Source organism: Clostridium uliginosum, from assembly GCF_900112485.1.
Classification (GTDB): domain Bacteria; phylum Bacillota; class Clostridia; order Clostridiales; family Clostridiaceae; genus Clostridium; species Clostridium uliginosum.
The window spans coordinates 255,581-274,362 of sequence record NZ_FOMG01000002.1 but is presented as its reverse complement, the minus strand read 5'-3'; the positions used below and the strand labels follow the sequence as shown (position 1 = coordinate 274,362).

Annotated in this window: 16 protein-coding genes, 1 tRNA gene, 1 rRNA gene and 1 pseudogene; 16 read left to right on the top strand and 3 right to left on the bottom strand. The window is 27.6% G+C overall.

Going from position 1 to position 18,782, the window contains the following annotated elements; all coding sequences use genetic code 11:
- The 8 genes and pseudogenes from BM027_RS02785 to BM027_RS02750 all read left to right on the top strand — a co-directional run.
- Positions 1–141: ribosomal RNA gene (locus BM027_RS02785) — 23S ribosomal RNA — on the top strand; the annotation flags it as partial.
- A gap of 85 nt (positions 142–226) precedes the next feature.
- A tRNA-Asn gene (locus BM027_RS02780) sits at positions 227–301 on the top strand.
- 338 nt (positions 302–639) lie between these two features.
- Complete coding sequence (locus tag BM027_RS02775; RefSeq protein ID WP_090088581.1) at positions 640–1,560, top strand: polysaccharide deacetylase family protein; 921 nt, start codon at positions 640–642, stop codon at positions 1,558–1,560.
- Between the two features lie 215 nt (positions 1,561–1,775).
- Positions 1,776–1,877 (top strand): annotated as a pseudogene (locus BM027_RS18420) (winged helix-turn-helix domain-containing protein); the annotation flags it as partial.
- A gap of 193 nt (positions 1,878–2,070) precedes the next feature.
- A complete protein-coding gene (locus BM027_RS02765; protein ID WP_090088579.1) occupies positions 2,071–3,450 on the top strand; it encodes a TldD/PmbA family protein in 1,380 nt (459 codons plus the stop codon).
- Between the two features lie 11 nt (positions 3,451–3,461).
- Positions 3,462–4,805, top strand: a complete 1,344-nt coding sequence (locus BM027_RS02760) for a TldD/PmbA family protein (RefSeq protein ID WP_090088576.1) — start codon at positions 3,462–3,464, stop codon at positions 4,803–4,805.
- 185 nt (positions 4,806–4,990) lie between these two features.
- Positions 4,991–5,503 (top strand): sigma-70 family RNA polymerase sigma factor, encoded by a 513-nt coding sequence (locus BM027_RS02755; RefSeq protein WP_090088574.1) that lies wholly within the window; start codon positions 4,991–4,993, stop codon positions 5,501–5,503.
- A 1-nt stretch (position 5,504) separates the two neighbouring features.
- Complete coding sequence (locus BM027_RS02750) at positions 5,505–7,004, top strand: DUF4179 domain-containing protein (protein ID WP_090088572.1); 1,500 nt, start codon at positions 5,505–5,507, stop codon at positions 7,002–7,004.
- Between the two features lie 280 nt (positions 7,005–7,284).
- Here BM027_RS02750 and BM027_RS02745 read toward each other — a convergent pair whose 3' ends face one another.
- Positions 7,285–9,147, bottom strand: a complete 1,863-nt coding sequence (locus BM027_RS02745) for an LTA synthase family protein (protein ID WP_090088570.1) — start codon at positions 9,145–9,147, stop codon at positions 7,285–7,287.
- Between the two features lie 229 nt (positions 9,148–9,376).
- Here BM027_RS02745 and yedF point away from each other — a divergent pair, with 229 nt between their 5' ends.
- Positions 9,377–9,952 carry a sulfurtransferase-like selenium metabolism protein YedF gene (yedF, locus tag BM027_RS02740; RefSeq protein ID WP_090088569.1) on the top strand — a complete coding sequence of 192 codons (576 nt, stop codon included), beginning with the start codon at positions 9,377–9,379 and terminating at the stop codon, positions 9,950–9,952.
- A 253-nt stretch (positions 9,953–10,205) separates the two neighbouring features.
- A complete protein-coding gene (locus tag BM027_RS02735) occupies positions 10,206–11,162 on the top strand; it encodes an NAD(P)/FAD-dependent oxidoreductase (protein WP_090088566.1) in 957 nt (318 codons plus the stop codon).
- Here the strand turns inward: BM027_RS02735 and BM027_RS02730 are convergent.
- Both BM027_RS02730 and BM027_RS02725 read right to left on the bottom strand, forming a co-directional pair.
- The gene (locus BM027_RS02730) at positions 11,159–11,722 is read right to left on the bottom strand and encodes a GDSL-type esterase/lipase family protein (protein WP_090088565.1); all 564 of its coding nucleotides are present in this window, start codon (positions 11,720–11,722) and stop codon (positions 11,159–11,161) included. The genes BM027_RS02735 and BM027_RS02730 overlap by 4 nt on opposite strands.
- 12 nt (positions 11,723–11,734) lie before the next feature.
- Entirely contained in the window at positions 11,735–12,352 is a 618-nt protein-coding gene (locus tag BM027_RS02725) for a RusA family crossover junction endodeoxyribonuclease (protein ID WP_090088563.1), read from the bottom strand.
- A gap of 328 nt (positions 12,353–12,680) precedes the next feature.
- Between BM027_RS02725 and tsaD the strand changes: the two genes are divergently transcribed.
- From tsaD to eutH, 6 genes are all read left to right on the top strand, one after another.
- Positions 12,681–13,700, top strand: coding sequence for a tRNA (adenosine(37)-N6)-threonylcarbamoyltransferase complex transferase subunit TsaD (tsaD, locus tag BM027_RS02720; protein WP_090088561.1), 1,020 nt, complete (start codon positions 12,681–12,683; stop codon positions 13,698–13,700).
- 3 nt (positions 13,701–13,703) lie between these two features.
- Positions 13,704–14,708, top strand: a complete 1,005-nt coding sequence (locus tag BM027_RS02715; RefSeq protein ID WP_090088560.1) for an alpha/beta fold hydrolase — start codon at positions 13,704–13,706, stop codon at positions 14,706–14,708.
- A 373-nt stretch (positions 14,709–15,081) separates the two neighbouring features.
- Complete coding sequence (locus BM027_RS02710; RefSeq protein WP_090088558.1) at positions 15,082–16,278, top strand: S1C family serine protease; 1,197 nt, start codon at positions 15,082–15,084, stop codon at positions 16,276–16,278.
- A gap of 195 nt (positions 16,279–16,473) precedes the next feature.
- Positions 16,474–16,776: a PTS lactose/cellobiose transporter subunit IIA gene (locus tag BM027_RS02705; protein ID WP_090088556.1), complete on the top strand. Its 303-nt coding sequence runs from the start codon at positions 16,474–16,476 to the stop codon at positions 16,774–16,776.
- 229 nt (positions 16,777–17,005) lie between these two features.
- A complete protein-coding gene (locus tag BM027_RS02700; protein ID WP_090088554.1) occupies positions 17,006–17,389 on the top strand; it encodes a carboxypeptidase-like regulatory domain-containing protein in 384 nt (127 codons plus the stop codon).
- 209 nt (positions 17,390–17,598) lie between these two features.
- Positions 17,599–18,690 carry an ethanolamine utilization protein EutH gene (gene eutH / locus BM027_RS02695; protein WP_090088553.1) on the top strand — a complete coding sequence of 364 codons (1,092 nt, stop codon included), beginning with the start codon at positions 17,599–17,601 and terminating at the stop codon, positions 18,688–18,690.
- Positions 18,691–18,782 lie beyond the last annotated feature (92 nt).

The window sequence follows — 18,782 nt, the reverse complement described above, 5'->3', positions numbered from 1 at the left end:
GCGTGAAGCCTCCTTCAAGATGAGATTTCCCATAGCGTAAGCTAGTAAGACCCCTTGAAGACTACAAGGTTGATAGGTCAGAGGTGTAAGTATGGCAACATATTTAGCTGACTGATACTAATAGGTCGAGGGCTTGACCAATAATTAATTAAGTAAATATATACATTAGAGGAAACTCAAACTTATGTGCAATTTTGAAAGAACAATTCTTTCAGACAAAGGTTATTCCGCGATAGCTCAATGGTGGAGCACTCGGCTGTTAACCGATAGGTTGGAGGTTCGAGTCCTCTTCGCGGAGCCATTTTTGTATTTTAATATTAGTATAATATAGCCGATGTAATCGGCTTTTTTTATGTAATAAATTATTTTAACTTTATAGATTAAAGAAATTAAATTTTAAAAATCCTACTTATGTAATAGTTTTGTCACATAAGTATATAAGTAATATTGTATAATATATTTATAACATTATGGAATGAAGATATAGATTTTTTCTTAGAACGGGACAAACTGTTTTTTTATAGTGGTATGACTTGTATTGAAGTTAAAGAAAAGCTATAATTTTATAAAAATGAATTTTTTTAAGGTATCAAAAATGTTATATATACAATATATTGAATTATGGGGGAGCTTGTATAAATGAAAAATAATATTAATAATAGAAAAAGAAAAAATAATATAGACAAGCAAAAAAAACTTATAATATTTGGAATAGTAACTTTAGTAGTTGTATTAACAGGTGCATTATCAGCTCAAAGAATTTCTAAAAGAAATGAAACGGTAAAAGCTAGTGAAATAGTAAATGATGTTGATAATGAAAGCAATAAACCTGTGTTAGATAATTCAGGTTATTTACCATTAGGAGAAGATCCTTTTGCTGATGATGCAGCATTTGTAGAAAAGTACTTAAATCAACAAGCCAAAGGGCAAATGCCAGAAGGTGCAGATGGGAAGAAAGTAGTATATCTAACATTTGATGATGGCCCATCAGAAAATGTAACACCACAGATATTAAGCGTTTTAAAAGAGAAAAATGTAAAAGCAACATTTTTTACTGTAGGTAAATCAATAAATCAAAGTGAAGTTACAAAAAGTATGCTAAAACAAGAAGTTGAAGATGGACATGCTATAGGAAATCACACATATTCACATGACTATAAATATTTATATCCAAATCATACAGTAAGTGTTGAGAATTTTATGAATGATGTAGAAAAAAGTAATGAGGCACTTAGAGCAGTTCTAGGAAAAGATTTTTCAACTAGAGCTATTAGATTTCCAGGCGGGCACATGTCTTGGAAAGGACAAAAACCAATAGATGAGAAGTTTATTGAAAAGGGATATAATTATATTGATTGGAATTCTTTATCTAAGGATGCTGAAGGAAAACACAAGGTAGCATCAGAATTACTTGAACAAGTTAAACAAACTGTTGGAGAAAAAGAAAAGGCAGTAATATTAATGCACGATTGTTCTGACAAGGGAGAAACAGCTAAAGCATTACCAGAAATAATAGATTATTTAACTGAAAAAGGATATACATTTAGAACTATTAAATAAATTGATATTAATTAATGATTTGGGTTGAGTGTAATATTTTTATAATCAATATTGTTGTCTTAAAGTGATTAGAAAAGTTAAATATAGCTTAGATAGTTTTGTATGAAATGAAGTATTGTAATTTTATAAATAAGACAAAAAGAGGGACTGTTAAAGATAGTCTCTCTTTTTTTATAGGTAAATTATTATAAAATTTTTAGACTTTAAATTTAGTTTGGGGTTATAATTATCTTAGTGATTTTAAATTAATAGATGTAAAAATTAGCAGACTTAGAGCAAAAATAGAGAATGATCCTTCATCATCAAAGTTTATTTAAACAATTTTGGGGAAAGGATATAGAGGGAAGGATTAATAGACATGTATACTGGTCTATTATTTTTTTGAATGTGCCTTAGATTTGAGTTTCTTAAGAATGGATACTATTTATCTATATGAAAATTAGAAGAATTTAGATAAATAGTATGATAATATAGTAAAAGAGAATTAAAGATTATAGAAGGAGGAATAAGATGTTATCAAAAAGTATTGTTTCAGAAGTATTATCAAAATGTTTAATAACAGGGGGAGATTTTGCTGAAATATTTGAGGATGATTCAGTAAATAATGCCATATCATTAATAGATGGCAAGGTAGAAGATGCAATTGGAGGCAGAAGTTATGGTATCGGAATTAGGATATTTAAGGGGATAAAAAGTGTATATGCATATACCAATAATAATAGCTTAAGTAGTCTTTTAGACACAGCTTATAAAGCAGCTTTGGCATTAGGAGAAGTAAAGGAAGATAAATCAATATTACTTAATGAAAAGTCAATAAGCACAATACACCCGATAATATATTATCCCAAAGATATAGATTACAATAAAAAAATTCATATATTAAAGACTGCATATAGTAGTGCAAAAAATTTTAGTGAAGACATATCACAAGTTATTGCAAGTTATTCAGATAAAGATCAACATGTATTAATCGCAAATAGTGATGGATTATATGTAAAAGATAGAAGAATAAGAACAAGACTTGGAGTAAATGTAGTGGCATCAAAAGGTTCTGAAAATCAAACTGGTTTTGAAGGTCCAGGTAGATATAAAGGGATTGAAATGTTTGATGACGTAGATCCAGCATACCATGGAAGGGAAGCAGCAAGAATAGCTCATACTTTATTACACGCTAAAAATTGTCCAGCAGGTAACATGACTGTGGCTATAGATAATGGATTTGGAGGAGTTATATTTCATGAAGCATGTGGTCATGCATTAGAAGCAAGTTCAGTTGCTAAAGGAAACTCAATTTTTGCTAATAAATTAGGAGAGCAAATTGCATCAACTAAAATAACAGCTATAGATGATGGAACAATTCCAAATGCTTGGGGTTCATTGAATATAGATGATGAAGGTACTAAAACTAAAAAGAATATTTTAATTGAGAATGGTATTTTAAAAGGATACATGATTGATAAATTAAATGGAAGACGTATGAATATGAAACCAACAGGGAGTTCAAGGAGACAAAGTTATAAATATCAACCAACATCAAGAATGACTAATACTTATATAGAAAATGGGAATGATTCTCCAGAGGATATAATTAAATCTATATCTACTGGATTATATGCAAAGAAATTAGGGGGAGGCTCTGTAAATCCTGTAACTGGTGAATTTAATTTTTCAGTCCAAGAAGGATACTTAGTTAAGAATGGAGTTATACAGGAAGCTGTAAGAGGAGCAAGTCTTATAGGTAAAGGAAATCAAGTACTCATGGATATAGATATGGTTGGAAACAATTTAGAGTTAGCTCAAGGCATGTGTGGTTCATCATCAGGAAGTATACCAACTAATGTTGGTCAACCTATGATAAGAGTAAAACAAATGACTGTTGGTGGAAGATAGGAGGGGTTATTTTGGATTTTGAATTATTTAAAGAAAAACTATTTACAGAAGCTAAAAAAGCAGGATTTGATGAGTGTGAAATATATTATTTAGATAGAGAAAGCTTAAGTTTAAATGTTTATCAAAATGAAGTAGAAAAATATAATTTAAACAATACTTTTGGATTATCGTTTAGAGGAAAGATTAATGGTAAGATAGGTTATTCTTATACTGAAATATTAGATCAAGATGTTATTTTTATGCTTGTAAAAAATGCAAAGGATGGAGCATTATCTATAGAACATGATGATGTACAATTTATTTATGAAGGTGATAAAGAATATAAGGATATAGATTGTTATATAGAAGCATTAGACAATGTAAAATCTGAGGATCTTATCTCATTAGCACTAGATATGGAGAAAGAGTGTAAAAAACAATGCGATAAGGTAGTTAATTTTGGTGGATGTGGAATAGGGTATGGCAAGTCTAACTATGGAATAATAAATTCAAAGGGACTTAACTTAAAAAATAGAAATAATAGCTTAACAGCATATGTAGTGCCGATTATTAAAGATAAAGATGAAAAATATGATGGTATGGGATATGTTGTTGCAAATTCATTAGAAGAAGTAAAGCCTAGTGAATTAGCAAAACAAGGCTTAGATGAAGCACTTTCTAGAATTGGCGGAAGAAGTATTTCGTCTGGAAAGTATAAAATTATTATAAACAATGAAGCAATGGTTTCATTAATAGGAACATTTTCTTCTATTTTTAATGCTGAACAAGCACAAAAAGGTTTATCTTTATTAAAAGGAAAAGAAGGAGAAATTATTGCATCAAAAGTTTTAACTTTAATTGATGACCCTCATTTAAAAGATGGTTTTGCAACAACAGGATTTGATGATGAGGGAGTTGCAACATTTAAAAAAGAGATAATAAGTAATGGAAAATTAAACACATTATTACACAATTTAAAGACAGCATATAAAGCAGGAATAAAATCTACAGGAAATGGGTTTAAAGGCTCATATGCGTCACCAGTAGGAGTAAGCTCAACTAATTTTTATATTAAGCCAGGAGAAAAAACTTTAGGAGAAATTTGTAAAAAAATTAACAATGGGCTGTTGATTACAGAATTTGCAGGGCTTCATTCAGGAGCTAGTGCAATAACTGGAGATTTCTCTTTAGCTGCTAAAGGATTCATGATTGAAAATGGAAAGAAGAGCTTTCCAGTAGAACAAATTACAGTAGCAGGAAACTTCTTTACATTATTAAAAGACATAGAAGAAGTAGGAAGTGACTTGAAATTCCCAATGAGTAGTATTGGATGTCCTTCTGTAATCGTAAAAGAACTTTCAGTAGCAGGGAAATAATTTTTAAATTAAGTGTATAAACAGAAAAATAGAAGGGATAATTTATTATTCCTTCTATTTTTCTGTTTATCTGGAATAATCAAAGAATTTATGTAAAATTTAAAACTATTTGCGAAAATTATAAGTCTAATAGTTGTAAGAGAAAATAATTATTAGTTTATTTTTAATATACAGGAGGCAACAAGATGGAAGATAAGGTATGTTTAGCTATGGGAGGAGATGAAGAGGCTTTTACTTATTTAATAAATAGTAAGAAAGAGCAACTTTATAGAACTGCATTTGCTTATGTAAAGAATAAAGAGGATGCACTAGATATAATTCAAGAGACTGTTTATAAGGCTTATATATCAATAGATAAGTTAAAAGAATCTAAGTATTTTAATACTTGGCTTACTAGAATACTTATTAATAATGCTATAACTTTCATTAATAAAAATAGTAAAATAGTTTATTTAGAAGAAAATGAATTGAAAGATATGAGTCATTTAGAGAATAAATCAGATGAAAAACTGGATTTATTATATGCAGTAGATAAGCTAGAAGAAAAACTTAAGAAAGTGATTATATTAAAATATTTAAATGATTTAACTATAAGTGAAGTAGCTAAAGTTTTAGAAATTCCAGAAGGAACAGCCAAGACTTATTTAAATAAAGGACTAAGTAAACTTAAAATTCATTTTGGGAAGGAGCTAATTTAATATGAATGAAATAGATGAATTAAAAAACTCAATTGTAATACCTGATGAATTAGATTTAGCTATAAGAGATGGAATTGAAAGAGGAAAAAAAGAAAAAGATAAAAATGTAAAATCAAGAAAAAATAAAATCATAAAGAAGTTTGGATTGGTGGCAGCATCAATTATTATTTTAACAACTATTGTTAGTATAACAAAACCAGAACTAGTTCAAGCTATTCCCATAATTGGATCTATATTTAAAGATTTTAAATATGATGTTGAAGGAAATAAATTAAAGAATTTCGAGGAATTTTCAACTAGTGTAAACAAAACTATAGATAACAATGAGGTAAAGATAACAATTGACGATATAGCTATAGATGATAATATAGTAGCCATAACAATGACAATACAAGGAGATAATAATGATAAGTTTATTAATAAAGGTATTATGGGAGCACCAAAGTTAAATGGAGAGAGTGTAGGCTATAACGAGACAGATAAAAAAATTGATAATAATACTATGGAGACTGTTATATGTGGAAATATATCAGAAATGACTTTAGCAGAAAATATAGATGTAGAATTAAATATTGTTTGGGTTGGAGATGTTAAGGGACCTTGGGATTTTAAATTTAAAACTACTAAGAATGGTACTTCAAAGTATTCAAAAACTATAGATATAAATAAAAAGGTTTCATTTCCTACAGGGAAACTTGCTAATGAATTTAAAATAGAAAAACTAGTTATTAGTCCATTTGGAAATACATTAAATTATGGTGGTACTTATTATGAGGAAAATAAAGATATGAGGAATGGTGCTAACGATATTATTAGTTATAGAGTTACTGATGAAAATGGAAAAATATTAAATATAGATAATTGTGAAGAATGTGGTGATAAGAAAGGATATTCAGGAAAAATTAAAATATTAAGTGATTTATCGAAAACACAAATCATAACTGTCACTCCTATATTAAAGGAGATAGGAGATGATACAGAAGTTTTTAATGGAAAAGAGTGTCCAATATATCAATGTTCAATAAATCCTAAGGAAATGAATAGCAGTTCTCAAAAATTAGTAAAGAAAAGCAGAGAAACTACTGAAAATGAAAAGAAAAAGGGATATGCTTATGATACAGTAGATTATGTATACAGAATGTATAATGAAAATTTCGTACCTTTAGATCAATTAGTAAATCAAGAAATACAATTAAATAAAGAAACTAAAGCTATCATTAAGTCTATTGAAGCTACAGAAGAAAAAACAAAAATAACTATGAAAGTTGATGGGAATTATAAAGATGCCAAGATAGATTCAGTGGTGTTATTTAAGGAGGGTTATGCAGATACTAGTATAGAAGAAGACGGAGATAGAGCTAAAATTGAAGATCCAGAGAAGAATATAATAAGCATAGAACTAAAACCTGTAGATATAACCAAGAATTATAAAATAGCATTGCCTATAATTAAAGATTCTGTTATAGAAGATAAATATAGTATTAAAATACCACTCAAATAAGTGATAAATCTAATTGGTAAATTTTCTAAAAAAAGAAATATAGATAAACTTCTAATTTGAATTATACCTAAAACTAGAAATAAGGGGCATGCTTTTGTTAAGTGTTGCATTAGGGGATTTAGCTGTAGATATTTCTTCAGTAGTAGTAGTTTCATTTTTGCTTGTCCCAATATATATTGGGAGCATGCAGAAATGGTTCAACTTCTACTGTTAGAAATTCACAGCTAAATCCATCAGCAACCGGAACAAATGCATGACCCTTATTTCGGTGAGATATATACTAATTATGAGCGTAATTTGCACGTATCATCTTATCTGATAAATCTAGTGATTTTTTATAAATTTCTTTTTCTTTATCTGTAAGGTTTTCTCCACCTTTTATAGTTCCGTTAGTTAATACTGCAAATGATTTTTGAGTATTTAAAAGGTTTCTTCCGAAAGCAGTATCTTCATATTTTGATTTATCTACACCTAGCATATAAAGTAATGTTGGCATTACATCAATTTGTCCGCCATATACATCAAAAGTTTTACCTTCTTTAATTGATGAATCATAAATTACTAAAGGTACTGTTGGGTTACCAGTATTTAAAAACCAATCTTCTTTATTTGATAACTGTTCAACACTATTATTGTAGTATTTATGAACACCTGTATGATCTCCCATTATGGCAATAACAGTATTATCTAGCATACCTTCTTTATCTAATAAATCTATGAAATGACCTATTTGTTTATCTGTATAGTGAATACTTTCAAAATATCCACCTAATTCACTTTTATCTAACTCAGTATTAAGATTTAATTCTCTATATTCTTTTGGTAAATCAAAAGGACCATGACTAGTTAATGTTACAGTTAAAGCATAAAATGGTTGTGATTGTTGTTTTAACATTGGAACAACTTGTTCAAAATAACGTTTATCACTAATTCCCATACCTATAGCTTCATCTATGTTTAGAGCGTGGGAATCATTGAATTTATCAAATCCAATTCCAGTTAAACCACTAGCATAATTCCAAAAAGAACCTTTATCAGGATGAATAGCGATAGTACTATAATTTTCTTCTTCTAATATATTAGGAAGAGAATTATAATTGGTATTTGGATATCTAAAGAAAGTACTACCTCTTCTTAAAGGAAATAGGGAAGTATTAACCATCAAATCAGAGTCTGAGCTTGTTCCTTCATTAACTTGTTCAAAAACATTAGGAAAATAAAATGAATTTGATGTTAACTTGTTTAACACAGGAGTAATCTCTTGTCCATTAATAGTTCGTCCTATAACAAAATCTTCTAATGATTCAACTTGAATATATATTAAGTTCTTATTTTTGGATGTACCGAAGTAATTATTATCTGGAAGATTTTCTTTTTTTATTTCGAAGAATTCTTCAATATTAGACTTATCTTCTTTAGTTAGCTTGTAAGGTTTAGAGTCACGGTACACAGTATACAAGTCAAAAATGTGATAGCCAATAGGTGAAAAATATCTAGCAGTATTTGTTGGATCATAATTATCAAAAAGATACGCATCTTTCACTTTTGTATTATTTAAAATATGTATGTTAAAGGGTACATATCCTATGAATAATATTGGAATAATAAAAGTAAATAAAAATGTTTTAAAAGATCTTCTTTTTATGTTTTTATAAGAATTTCTAGTAAAATAAATGTATATTCCTAAAACTATAAAATCCAATATAAATAAAAAATCCATTGAACTAAACATTGAATATATAGCTCCAGATAAATTATCTAAATTTGCAGTTTGCGTTGCTATTAATATAGATGGAACAGTTAAGAAACCTCTGAAATAGCAAAGATCAAGCATAATAAGAGTAGTTAATAATATATCAATTATAAAAATGTAAATTATTCTACCTTTTCCTTTAAATAATAATGAAAAACTCAAGAATATTAAAACAAATGCTATATAATAATTGATGAAACTTTGAGCAGATGTATATCCAGAATTAAAATTGAAACTATAAGGATTTTCATTTGTAAGAAATCCTTGAAATATAATTCCTTTTAACACTATAGAAACCAAAGGAATTAAAAACAATATAAATCTGTTTACTGTATCTTTAGTTATATTTTCTCTGAAGAAGTAATTGATTTTGTCTTTAAAATAATCCATAAATTCACCTCAATTTAGACAATTTTAAGAAAAATAAGTATATTAATTTATTATTTCTTCTAATATTGTCATTATAATAATCAACATATTCTATTATACATAAATACATAAATCAAACAAGCCATATAAAATTAAACGTGATATAATAATGTTAAAGTATTAGATATAAGGCACATTCTTTGGTCTGTTATTTTATTTCATGTGTCTAAAACAAACTAGGGGGTAAATTATGAAAGAAATAGATTGTATAGGATTATCTTTTCCTAAAGCTATAAGAAAAGTGAAAAAATATTTCAATTCTATTGGAGAAGGTGAAGCCTTAGTAAAGGTTGATAATGAAACAGATAATGCTAATATTGCTAAACTTGCAATGAGTCAAGGTTATCAGGTAGAAATAAAAGAAAGTCAAGAATCTTTTAGTATTTGGATTGAAAAAAGAGGATGCCTAGAGGTTATAGATGAAAAAATCTTTTCAATATTAATAACATCAGATAAGTTTGGTGTAGATGAAAAACTAGGGAAAATTTTATTGGATGAGTATTTTAGTGCTTTGAGTGAAGCAACAAAACTTCCACAAAATGTTATGTTTTTAAATGAAAGTGTAAAAATATTTGCAGATACATCTAATAATGCTGAAAGGTTAGATAACATAAAGCTTTTATCACAAGAAGGTGTGAATATTTTAATACATCGTGGATCTTTAGAGTATTATAAATTAAATGTTTCAAATAACTTTACAGAAATTGTGGATATGTATGAAATAGTGGATATAATAAATGAATCAACAAATTTAATAAAATTATAATTTAGGTACATTAAAATAAATAACAAGTCAGTATGCTAGTCTATTTTGCGTCATACTGCGTCGATAAAATCACCCCATAGCCTGTTATGAGATGATTTTATCTCCTTGTCTGACATAAAGTGAAACTTTTCAGATGGAGTTTTATACTCCACCTGAATTTAGTTGAACTTATCTTAAGACAAAATATACGTCGTATCTTTGACTTGTTATTTTCTTTAATATGCCTTAGTCATTATACTTGGAGGGTACTATCATGTTAAAATATGATTTAATTGTCATTGGTGGAGGAATATCAGGAATGACAGCTGCTTTGGGAGCATTAAAGAGTGGAGTGAAAAGCATACTTATTCTTGAAAGAGAAAATAGCTTTGGAGGGATATTAAACCAATGTATTCATAATGGCTTTGGTGAAAAATTTTTAGGACATAAAGTAACAGGGCCGGAATATATTAATTTTATAGAAGAAAGATTAAGAGAATCACATATAGAAATAAAAACAAATTCAAATGTTTTAAAGATCACAGATGATAAAATAGTAACATATGTAAGCTCAGAAGAAGGAATTAACGATGTAAATGCAGATGCAATAATACTAGCTATGGGAGCTAGAGAAGTTTATACTGGAAGTATTATAATTCCTACAAATGGTCTAACAGGTATATTTACATTAGGAGATGCTCATAGATTAATTAATATAGAAGGATATTTGCCTGGTAAAAGGACTGTGATTAGTGCTAAAAATAAATGGGGTTTTTTAGTCGCAAGGCGACTTATAATAGAAGGTGGATTAGTAGAGGGTGTAGTTATTGAAGAGGATTTTGAATCTTTAAGAGATGATGAAATAGATGATATAATAGACGGATTCAATATAAATATTATTGAAAATTCTAGAGTTATTGAAGTGCATGGAAGTAGTAGAATTGAAAGGGTAAAAATTATAAATTTAAAAGATAATAATATTACAGAAAAGTTTTGTGATTCTTTATTATTATCAGTTGGATTTAGACCTGAAAATACACTTCTTAAAATGATTAAAATAGATATTAATAAGGAAACATTAGGACCTAATATAAATGATTTTAACACATCAATTGATGGATTTTTTGCATGTGGAAATTTAATAAATGGTGAATTATCACTAATAATGAAAGAAGTTGATGGACTTAACTGTGGGATAAAAGCAGCAGATTATATTAAAAAAATACATTAAAAATAAGGAAGAGCTTTTTTATACATAAGGTAATTTCCATGAGAATTCAAATGTAGTCCATCTAAATAAATATCTTTATTATTTAAAGTTAATGAATAAAAGTCTATATAGGAAAGGTTATAATTAATACATAAGTTAGTTATAGCCTCATTTAATTGGAGCATTTTTTTTTCGGCATAATCATAAAAGGGAGAAGGACAAAATAATTTATTTGCCATAGTACCAATGATTGAAGGGGGAAGTCCAATAATTACTTCAGAATTAATTTCAATGGCATCTTTAATCATTAACTCTAGATTTTCAATTATTGTAGATACTTTTTTACCCATAAGAAGGTCATTAGAGCCACACATAATAAAAATTTTATGTGGAGTATAAATCAGTACATCATTATAGTAACGAGAAAGCATGGAAGGAGTAGTATCTCCATTACATCCTTTATTTAATGTTGATAATGCTGTAGATTGTTGAATCTTATAAACCCAAGAATCTTTTTTAGGAACCCCATATCCAAAAGTTAAACTATCTCCAAAAAAAATTAAATCTATATTTTTAGTCATTGTAATTTCTCCTTAAAATAATTTATTGAAACATTTTTTACATATTAATGTTTTGCCACCATCAGCTTTTTTATAATCATTATTTTTTATTATGGTATTGCAGATGCTACAAACATTATTAATATTTGAAGGTGATAATACATTTTGTTTAGTTGGCTTTAACAAATTTTTCTTAATTGAAGAATATAGTTTAGGTTGATTACAAGTATCTTTTTTTGAAATAGTATAATTTAAAGTATATTCACTTTCTCCCAATAATTCTAATTCAAATCTAGGATTTTCTTTATCATAGTATTCTTCAATAATTATTTTAGTTATTTGTGCATCATTCACAATAAGCCCACTTTTTTCTATTCCATCAAATATACTTTTAGTAATATTAATTGTGTCTGGATGACGTTTTTCACTTTTATAATAAACTTTTAATAAAGCAATTAAGCTTTCTGAAAGAACAATATTAGGATTCTGATTCCGTGCTATTAAAGCAATTTCTTGTTCATATATAGCATATCTATCATGATATTTTCCAGAACTGTCAGGTAAAATAGCACGTCCATTTGAGTTATGTAATTTAAAATTAGATTTAGTAATGGGGGAGCCAGCAACAATTACTTTAGCATAAGTTATCATTAAAAATCTCCTTATATTATATTTATATAAAAATTTAAGAAAAATTAATTTATTTGTATCTAAAAATTAATTTTTATATAGTAAAATATACAGTATATTGGCAAGTTATACAACAATCAAAAATTGATAATATATGTTAGATAAAGTATAATATTGGTGGCAATCAGTATATAAGGCATTATGAAAAAGTAAAACATTATTAATATATTTGTGTTATTATTTTTTATAATGCAAAAGAAGAACTTAAGGTACATTCAAAAAAATAATAGACAGTATGCTTGTTTATTATTTTCTTTCATGTGCTTAATATATAAAAGAGGTATTAAATATGAATAAAAAATTAATTTTATCGATAGAATCAAGTTGTGATGAAACTTCTGCTGCAGTTGTAGTAAATGGAAGAGAAATTTTATCAAATGTAATATCTACACAAATAGACACACATAAGAAATTTGGTGGAGTAGTTCCTGAAGTAGCTTCAAGAATGCATGTTGAAATAATAGATTTTGTAGTAAAACAAGCATTAAAAGAAGCAGGCGTTTCTTTAAAAGATATTGATGCAATAGGAGTTACTTATGGACCAGGGCTTATAGGGGCTCTTTTAGTTGGTCTTCAATATGCTAAGGGACTTGCATTTGCAACTAAGAAACCTTTAATTGGAGTTAATCATATTGAGGGACATATTTCAGCAAATTTTATACAACATAAGGATTTGAAGCCTCCATTTGTATCATTAGTAGTTTCAGGTGGGCATACATTTATAGTTTGTGTTAATGACTTCTGTGAGTTTGAAGTTATAGGTAAGACTAGGGATGATGCAGCTGGAGAAGCTTATGATAAGGTTGCAAGAGCATTAGGACTTGGATATCCTGGAGGCCCTAAAATTGATAAATTAGCTAAAGAAGGAAATGAAAATGCTATTGAATTTCCAAGAGCTAAGTTTCATGAGGATACTTTAGATTTTTCTTTTAGTGGAGTTAAATCAGCAGTATTAAATTATTTAAACAAAGCTAAAATGCAAGGTGTTGAAGTAAATAAGGCCGATGTAGCAGCATCTTTTCAAAAGGCTGTTATTGATGTGTTAAAAGATAATGTATTTTTAACTTGTAAAAAGAAGAATATTGATAAAATTGCCATAGCTGGTGGAGTTGCATCTAATTCTTGTTTAAGAGAAACATTAAAAAAAGAAGGATCTTTAAGAGGAATTAAAATATTGTTTCCAGAACCAGTATTATGTACAGATAATGCTGCGATGATAGGAAGTGCTGCATATTTTAATTATGAGAAAGGTTTTATATCATCTCTTGATATAAATGCAAAACCTAATTTAAAGTTAGGAGAAGGTTAGAAAATGAATTTGTTATCACATTCTAATGGTTTGCACAGAATAAAACCAAGGAAATTTAGCTTCTTTGAAATTTGTAAAAGAACATTAATAGTTATTTTAGGACTATTAATAATTGGTTTTTTAACGCAAGTAATAAGCAATTTTATGAGTAGTGAAAAAATTAAAGCAAATTTGAAATATGTTAGAATAGAAGGAAAAAAATTAGAATATAAAATTAGAGGTACAGGAGCATACACAATAGTTTTTGATGGGTCGATAGGAACTAATATATATCAGTGGGATGAAATTTGCAAAAGTTTAGAGGGTAATGCTGATGTGAAAACATTTGTATATAATAGGAAAGGATATGGATTTAGTGATGATGGAGAACAAAGATCACCATCAGAACAAGCTGAAGACTTAAGAGCTTTATTAAGAAAGGCTGGTGCTTCAGAACCATATATTTTTGTTGGAGAAGAATATGGAAGCTTAATTGCAACAAATTTTGAAATGAAATATCCAGAGTTAGTAGCAGGAATGGTTTTAATTAATCCTTTATCTGAAGCAGAAATTACAAATAAAGAATATTCAAAGGCTATAAAGTTGAAATATTATAAATCTGAACTTGAATTTATAGGAAGTAATTTTTACTTAACAACTATATGTGATAAGTTAGGAATAATTGAAAAAAATAAAATTTTTGAAGAAAACATACCTAATGGAGCATTAGAAGAATTTAATGTACATAAAAATAATAAGAGTTACAGAAAAGCAGTATCAGATGAGGTTAAAAATTTATATAAAAATAATTCTCATAGTCAAAGTGAAGGAATGTTAAAAGGAAAACCTTTATATATAATAACTAATAATTTAGAAGAACAATTAAAAGAATTAGGGGAAGAGTCAATGACAACAGTATATGAAACTGCAGTATCAGACTCACCGTATGCAATGATAGATAATGAATCTGTTATCAATGCTATTAATAATACGGTAAAGAAGGTTAAAAAAATAGAAAAAAGTTCATAAAATAAATATAAAAAGAACTTGTTATTTTAATAAGGCTTTGTTTTAAAACCGTGTTGATATTGTTATATAAATTTCAATGTCAGTTCGCTATTATATAAAAATATCAACACTCTGTTAAAACATAGCGTTTAATAAAAATGGGATATTAGGCACATGAAAGAAAATAACAGACCAATATACTGGTCTGTCATTTTTTTGAATGGGCCTTAATAAGCATATAAAAGTGAATATTAATATCTTATTTTTTTGAATATTCCTTAGCATTAAAGAAAGAAATATATTTGACATGTTTTTGACACAAAATGATTTTATACTAAGTATATGAACTAATTGTAATTAATAATGAATTTGAATATATGTAGGAGGAAATTATATGGATAATGAAAATAAAAAGTTTATTGATGTAGAGACAAATCAAATTGAAGAAGTAAATGAATCTGTATTTGAAAATAATTTGATTCATAAAAATCCCAAAAAGAAAAAAAGAATGTTTTTTAATGTGGTTTTAGCATTGATAATTGCAATAATTGGAGGATTAAGTGGTAGTGGAGTTACTTATTTGATGATTAAAAACACAAATGCTATTAATCAATCAACAAAAAGTTATGTTTCACCAACATTTACTGAAGATACATCAGCAGAAACACTTTCAACAACAGATGCATTTAATAAAGTTGCACCAGCTGTTGTTATTGTATCAACAAAGGGGTTATCAAGTAATGGATTTGTTCCTCAACAAGTAGAGGGAATTGGATCAGGATTTATTATAAATGAAGAAGGAGATATATTAACTAATTATCATGTTATACAGGGAGCTAATGAAGTAAAAGTTACTCTAAGTAATGGAAAAGAAGTTAATGCAACAGTAGTAAATTATGATGAAGCACAAGATGTAGCTATGATTAAAGTTGAAAGTGGAACTGTTATACCAGCAGTTGCTGAACTTGGTGATTCAGATCAAATATATCCAGGAGCTCAAGTTATAGCAATTGGTACACCTCTTTCAAAAGAATTTGCACAAACACTTACTCAAGGAGTTATAAGTGCTGTTAACAGAAATGTACAAGGACAGAATGGAACAAATATAAATCTTATACAAACAGATGCAGCTATAAACCCAGGTAATAGTGGAGGACCATTAGTTAATTCTAAAGGTCAAGTCATAGGAATAAATTCAATGAAAATAGGAACTCAACTAGGAGGAACTAGTGTTGAAGGTATGGGATTTTCTATTCCTATTAATGAAGTAAAAACTAAGATAGATTCATTATCAAAACCTATATTAAATTTAGGAATTCAAGTAAGAGAGATTACGAGTGATCTTGCTAAAAAATATAACTTGTCTGAAGGAATATATGTACAGGGAGTTGAAGAATTTTCATCAGCAGAGAAAGCTGGAATAAAGGTTGGCGATGTAATAACTAAATTTGATAATAAAAAGATTACAACGTTTAATGAATTAAAGGAGTTGAAATCTGGTAAAAACATTGGAGATACAATTAAGCTAGGTATAGTTAGAGATAATAAGGAGATTGAAATAACAGTAACATTAGCTGATAAAACTAAATAATAAGATGATAAGGTGGCTTACTCAAATGATATATAAATCATTTTGGGTAGACCACCTTATTTTATATATCAATGTCATTTATGAACGTATATAAATATATTATATTATGAATAAATTAGTAATAGACTGTTTAGTTTTTATTCAAATTTAGTGTAAAATGTAATTAAGCTTATAATAAAGAGGGGATGGTTAGATTTGGAAGAAATAATACTAAATTTAATTATGCATAGTGGAGAGGCTAGAAGTTACTCCATGGAAGCAATTTCATTAGCTAAGAAGGGAGATATTGCAGGAGCAAAGGATTTAGTTAAGAAAGCTGATGAGGAACTTGGATATGCACATAGCTCGCAAACAAACTTAATTCAGGGAGAAGTATCAGGCCAAAAAGCTGAATTTTCTTTACTTTTAGTACATGCTCAAGACCATTTAATGACTACTATTGTATTAAAAGATTTATCAGTTGAATTTATTGATATATATGAAAAAATAAATAAATAAACAAAAAATTCACAAAAAACAAGATGCCTTCATATTTTGTTATTATAAGGCATATTCAAAAAATAACAAGTCAGTATGCTAGTCTAGTTTGCGTCATACTGCGTCGGTAATATTAGCTAATAGCTCGCTATGAGTTGACATTACGTCCTTGTTTGATACCAAATATATGTTGCATCTTTGACTTGTTATTTTCGTTCATATGCCTAAATAACTTTTGGAGGTAAAAATAATGAGCGGAAGAATAAGCGTATGTTCTTTAAATACTGGAGAAAATGAACAAATTGATGCAGTGTTTAGATTATGTAAGGATAAAAGATGTGTGATTTATGGAACAGTAATAGATGAATTTAATGCACCTGTAGCAGATGCAGTAGTTAAGTTATTACAAGTTACAGGATGCAATAAAACTCCAATTCCACTAACTCATACTTTTACAGATAGATATGGTCAATTTTTATTAGGACCTTTATGTCCTAATAAAAAATATATGTTAAAAATATATAAAGATAACATTACAATAAGATATGAACAATTAAATGCAAATAGTTATGAAGGAAAGTGCATAGGTGTTTCTACAAGTAATAATAATTGCAACACTGAATGTAATAAATAATTTTATAAGTTCATTGCATTTAATTATGTTAAGAAAATAGACTATTATAGTTTAGTTTTATTTATAAAAAGTCTTCTTTTAAAGAAGGCTTTTTATGTTATACTTAATAATAGTTTTAATACTTAGGCACATTCAAAAAAACAACAAGACAAAATATACATCGTATATTTGACTTGTTATTTTCTTTCATGTGACTTATAGGGGGACATATGAAAAATATAGTATTATATATAGTATCATTTTTCTTTTTACTAGGTGCTATTGATTATATAGAAGGAAATAAATTTAAGCTAGGAAAAGTGTTTGAAGACGGAATAAAAACTATGGGATCACTAGCTTTATCAATGATAGGAATATTATCTATAACTCCATTTTTTTCTAATGTTTTAACTGAAATATTAGTTCCAATAGTACAGAAATTATCATTAGATCCTTCAATATTTCCAGCAAGTTTAATAGCTATTGATATGGGAGGATTTAATTTATCAAAAGATTTAGCTTTATCTAGTGAGATGGCTAATTTTACTGGAGTGTTAATGTCATCAATTTTTGGATGTACTATCAGCTTTACATTACCACTTGCAATTGGATTAGTTAAAAAAGAAGAAATGGAAATAGTATTTAAAGGTATATTATGTGGAATTATAACTATGCCAATAGGACTTTTTATAGGCGGTATTCTTTTAAAGGTGCCTATAAAAATATTATTATATAATTTGTTACCAGTCATATTTATTGCTGTTATTTTAACACTTGCAATACTTTTTATGACAAAAAGACTAATAACTATTTTTCAATATATAGGCAAAGGTATTATGTTTATAAGTATTATAGGATTAATTGTTCAAGGACTTAATTCTATAGCAGGAATAACACTTTTGGATAATATAATGCCTATTGATGAAGTGTTAACAGTAGTAGGGAGAATTGCAATATTTCTTGGTGGTGCATATGTTATGTTGGAGGTAATTAAAATATTTTTAAAGAAACCTCTAAATAAAATAAGTGAGCTTTTTAATACAAATGTCAATTCGATTGCAGCATTGATTGGAAGTTTAGCTTCAGCAATAGTTATATTCTCTAATTATGATGATTTAGATGATAGAGGAAAAGTTATTTGTACAGCTTTTTCAGTCGGAGGAGCATATGTTTTTGGAGGACAAATGGGATATGTTGCAAGTGTAGCGCCAGAAGTGTTATCAATATATATATTGATAAAATTAACATGTGGAGTATTATCAATATTTTTTGCAATAATTTATTTAAGATATGAAAATAAAAAAAAGAGTAAAATACTTTAAAACAGCTCCTAAAAATAAAAAAATGATTAGCAAAATATATAAAAATTATAACTTATTATTTTTTTAATAATGTTTTAAATTATATATTATAG

What these genes read in the sequence shown, in the direction of transcription:
- eutH (WP_090088553.1), top strand. Translation starts at nt 17,599, where the DNA reads ATGAAAAATATAGTATTATATATAGTATCATTTTTCTTTTTACTAGGT.
- BM027_RS02735 (WP_090088566.1), top strand. Translation starts at nt 10,206, where the DNA reads ATGTTAAAATATGATTTAATTGTCATTGGTGGAGGAATATCAGGAATG.
- BM027_RS02755 (WP_090088574.1), top strand. Translation starts at nt 4,991, where the DNA reads ATGGAAGATAAGGTATGTTTAGCTATGGGAGGAGATGAAGAGGCTTTT.
- BM027_RS02715 (WP_090088560.1), top strand. Translation starts at nt 13,704, where the DNA reads ATGAATTTGTTATCACATTCTAATGGTTTGCACAGAATAAAACCAAGG.
- tsaD (WP_090088561.1), top strand. Translation starts at nt 12,681, where the DNA reads ATGAATAAAAAATTAATTTTATCGATAGAATCAAGTTGTGATGAAACT.
- yedF (WP_090088569.1), top strand. Translation starts at nt 9,377, where the DNA reads ATGAAAGAAATAGATTGTATAGGATTATCTTTTCCTAAAGCTATAAGA.
- BM027_RS02700 (WP_090088554.1), top strand. Translation starts at nt 17,006, where the DNA reads ATGAGCGGAAGAATAAGCGTATGTTCTTTAAATACTGGAGAAAATGAA.
- BM027_RS02765 (WP_090088579.1), top strand. Translation starts at nt 2,071, where the DNA reads ATGTTATCAAAAAGTATTGTTTCAGAAGTATTATCAAAATGTTTAATA.
- BM027_RS02745 (WP_090088570.1), bottom strand. Translation starts at nt 9,147, where the DNA reads ATGGATTATTTTAAAGACAAAATCAATTACTTCTTCAGAGAAAATATA.
- BM027_RS02775 (WP_090088581.1), top strand. Translation starts at nt 640, where the DNA reads ATGAAAAATAATATTAATAATAGAAAAAGAAAAAATAATATAGACAAG.
- BM027_RS02725 (WP_090088563.1), bottom strand. Translation starts at nt 12,352, where the DNA reads ATGATAACTTATGCTAAAGTAATTGTTGCTGGCTCCCCCATTACTAAA.
- BM027_RS02730 (WP_090088565.1), bottom strand. Translation starts at nt 11,722, where the DNA reads ATGACTAAAAATATAGATTTAATTTTTTTTGGAGATAGTTTAACTTTT.
- BM027_RS02710 (WP_090088558.1), top strand. Translation starts at nt 15,082, where the DNA reads ATGGATAATGAAAATAAAAAGTTTATTGATGTAGAGACAAATCAAATT.
- BM027_RS02750 (WP_090088572.1), top strand. Translation starts at nt 5,505, where the DNA reads ATGAATGAAATAGATGAATTAAAAAACTCAATTGTAATACCTGATGAA.